This is a genomic window from Psychrobacter glaciei, from assembly GCF_014652895.1.
In the GTDB taxonomy this organism is placed as follows: Bacteria; Pseudomonadota; Gammaproteobacteria; order Pseudomonadales; family Moraxellaceae; genus Psychrobacter; species Psychrobacter glaciei.
In genome coordinates this window covers 1-3,281 of record NZ_BMZR01000014.1, presented here as the reverse complement: position 1 = coordinate 3,281, position 3,281 = coordinate 1, and the positions used below count along the sequence as shown (strand labels likewise).

Genomic DNA, 3,281 nt, shown 5'->3' with positions numbered 1-3,281 from the left:
CGATATCGCCACCGTTAGTGATGTCGCCTGAGTTAGCTATATCACCTGTGTTACCGATACCATTAGTAGTCGATTGTCCCGCAACACTTAGCGTGTCTTGTAGTTCAGTAGCGCCAGTATTCGTTAAAGTACCTGTGTTAGCGATATCGCCACCGTTAGTGATGTCGCCTGAGTTAGCTATATCACCTGTGTTACCGATACCGTTAGTGGTGGATTGGCCTGTAACACCTAATGTGTTATTTATTTGAGTCGCACCATTGTTAGTCGTAGTACCATTGTTAATAGTGGCACCATTATTAGTCGTAGTACCATTATTAATCGTGGCACCATTGTTAGTCGTAGTACCAGTCGTAGTAAGGCTACCGGTAGTGATATTACCAGTATTACTAATACCATTTGTCGTGGTTGTACCAGCAACATCCAATGTGGTACCTAAGTCAGTAGCGCCTGCTACCGATAGGGAACCACCGTTAGTACCAGTGTTTGTAATAACCAAGTCCGAATTTAAATCGGAACTACTAGAACAGTCCGTTGCCCCTGTCTGATTTGGTCCCGTTCCACATTGTATTGTATTAACAGTACCAGCTGCCATAACTGGTGACATAAATAGTGCGCCGGTCGCTGTAGTAATGGCTATGGCTAAAAGCTTACGCTGAAAATTGGTTTGCATAATATTCCCTCTCTGAATTATTTAATTAGATATTAAAAATGTTTTGTTAAAAGAATGTTTTATCGACCTATCGCAAAAGCAAGCCCACCCTGATATAAGATGTCATCACTTCCAGCATATGCAAACCCTCCTGTTAGCTTATAATTACTTTCCTTACTCAAATATGTTATGCCAATTGCCATGGCAGTATTGCTTTTAAAGTTTCCTACTCCGATCATACCTGACAGCTGACCAGGTCTAGCCACTGCGTCTGAACCGTTGGATAAGGCTGCTGACATCGCTATGCCTTTGTAAGCAATTTCATCACCTTGTCGTGAATATTCACGTGAGTATTCGTACACTTTTGATAACTGTCCAACATTCACAGCATCATTATAATTAACACCTGGAGATACATTGGTTATTCTGCTATTGGCAGCATTTATGCCATTGTTGGATAGACTAGGGCCATTATTGATTTGAATGCTATTTACCTGAATGTCGTTGCTTAGTCCTACACTAATGCCTTCACTTGTCGTTTGAACAGATACATTCTGATTGGTACTCTTCACTGCAATCGTATCGCCTAACTGATGTGTAGTGCTATTTGTACCATCGTTAAATGTAATTCCTTTAGATATCTTAGTAGTATTCTGCTGAACTACTGAATCTAGACTAGCGACGTTAGCAGCCGTATCGACCAAATCGTTTGTGTTTTTAGCAATAGCTGTATTTGCTGTTATTAAGTCATCGCTGTTTTTAGCGATAGCCACATTCGCCACATTCAAATCATTTTTGTTACTTGAGATATCATTTGAATTCTGAGATATCACTGTATTTGCTGTTATTAGATCATCTCTGTTTTTAGCTATACCACTGTTTGCGCTAACTAAATCTTCTGCATTTTTTAAAATATCATTGCTATTTTTAGCTATCGTACTGTTCGCTGTCACTAAGTTTTCACTATTTTTCAGGATATCGCCTTTATTTTGCGAAATCTTAGTATTGGCAGTGGCTAAATCATCTATATTTTTTGAAATCTTAGTATTGGCAGTGATTAAGTCATCTGTGTTTTTTGAAATATTAGTATTGGCATTGATTAAATCATCCGTGTTTTTCGAAATCTTGGTGTTAGCATCGGCTAAATCATCTGTGTTTTTCGAAATCTTGGTATTAGCATTGGCTAAATCATCTGTGTTTTTCGAAATCTTAGTATTAGCATTGATTAAGTCATCCGTATTTTTCAAAACATTGGTATTAGCATTGGCTAAATCATCCGTGTTTTTCGAAATCTTGGTATTGGCATTGATTAAGTCATCAGCATTTTTTGAAATCTTGGTGTTGGCATTGATTAAATCATTCGTGTTTTTTGAAACTTCAGACTCAATAACAATGAGCTTACCCACGTTTTGTGAAATGATATTCGTATTGCTAGAAATCGCGTTATTGGCCGTTACTAGATCACCAGTATTTTTAGCAATTCCTGCGTTTGCTATTACTAAATCACCAGTGTTTTTGGCAATCCCTGCATTTGCTATTACTAAATCATCAGTATTTTTAGCAATACCTGCGTTGGCCGTGGTCAATGCACTTGTATTGTCGGACACACTTGTGTTGATAGTACCAAGAGCACTTGCATACTGAGCGATCGAGCTAGTATTTTGAGAAATTGCATTATTGGCTGTCACTAAATCATTAGTGTTTTTAGAAGTGGCGGACTTAACAGTGACTAGATCAGTCGCATTAGATGCAATGTTGGCCGTATTTGTCGAAATAAGAGTATTAGCGGTGGTTAAAGCATTTTTGGTATCATCGATTTCAACTTTGGCCGCAGCAATATCACTCTGATTTTTAAGTGCAATATCTCTATTTAGTGAGGTATTCATCGCAACAGAATATAACTGACTACCATTGACACTATCTGAGGAGGTTTGGGATATTTCACCAGCTGCTACGTTTTGAATTCTACGTTCATTATTGGCTGATCCTACTGATATAACACCGTTTGCCGTACTTGCTGCAAAGTTATTGTAATCGATGCTACCTATTACTGTATTGGCCACTCTGCCAGTGTTTCCAGCAGTCGTCGTATTGCCTTGTTGTCCGCTACTTTGTAACAACTGTGTTCCCACTTTGTCGCCTGTAGTTGCAACCGTATTGTTGCCTAGATAGACTGAGTTTTTGACTGTATTACCTATTGGTATGGCGTTACCAGCGTTATCAACTTGCCCTGTGTTATTAATATTAGAACCCAAAACAAATGTATCACTTGAGTTGATAATATTATTATTTCCAAGTGCATGGCTGTTCGCCACAGTATTATTTACTGCTCTGCTAGTAGTGGTAGGACTCGTGGCTTTTATAATATTAGACTGTCCAATGGTCGATGAACTTGCTGCTTCAACGATATTATTAGAACCAACCGCTGTCGTTCTATTCGCTAAAGACTCGTTAGACGCTCCTACAGATAATGAGTTGGTACCATTAGCAATAGCATTGCGACCCAATGCCGTTGCATTCTCTCGAGTGGCTTGTGCGTTTTGTCCCATTGCGGTGCTGTTTGCGCCTGTTGCTAGAGCAATTGCGCCAACTGCTGTACTGTTTTGAGCCAACGCCACACTGTCGTAACCTA

General features: G+C 39.3%; 2 protein-coding genes. Both read right to left on the bottom strand.

What is annotated here, in order from left to right; all coding sequences use genetic code 11:
* Window positions 1–670, bottom strand: a 670-nt coding sequence (locus IE130_RS14080; protein WP_189587023.1) for a hypothetical protein, incomplete at its 3' end; no start/stop codon positions are given.
* Between the two features lie 59 nt (window positions 671–729).
* Window positions 730–3,267 (bottom strand): YadA-like family protein, encoded by a 2,538-nt coding sequence (locus tag IE130_RS14075; protein WP_189587021.1) that lies wholly within the window; start codon window positions 3,265–3,267, stop codon window positions 730–732.
* Window positions 3,268–3,281 lie beyond the last annotated feature (14 nt).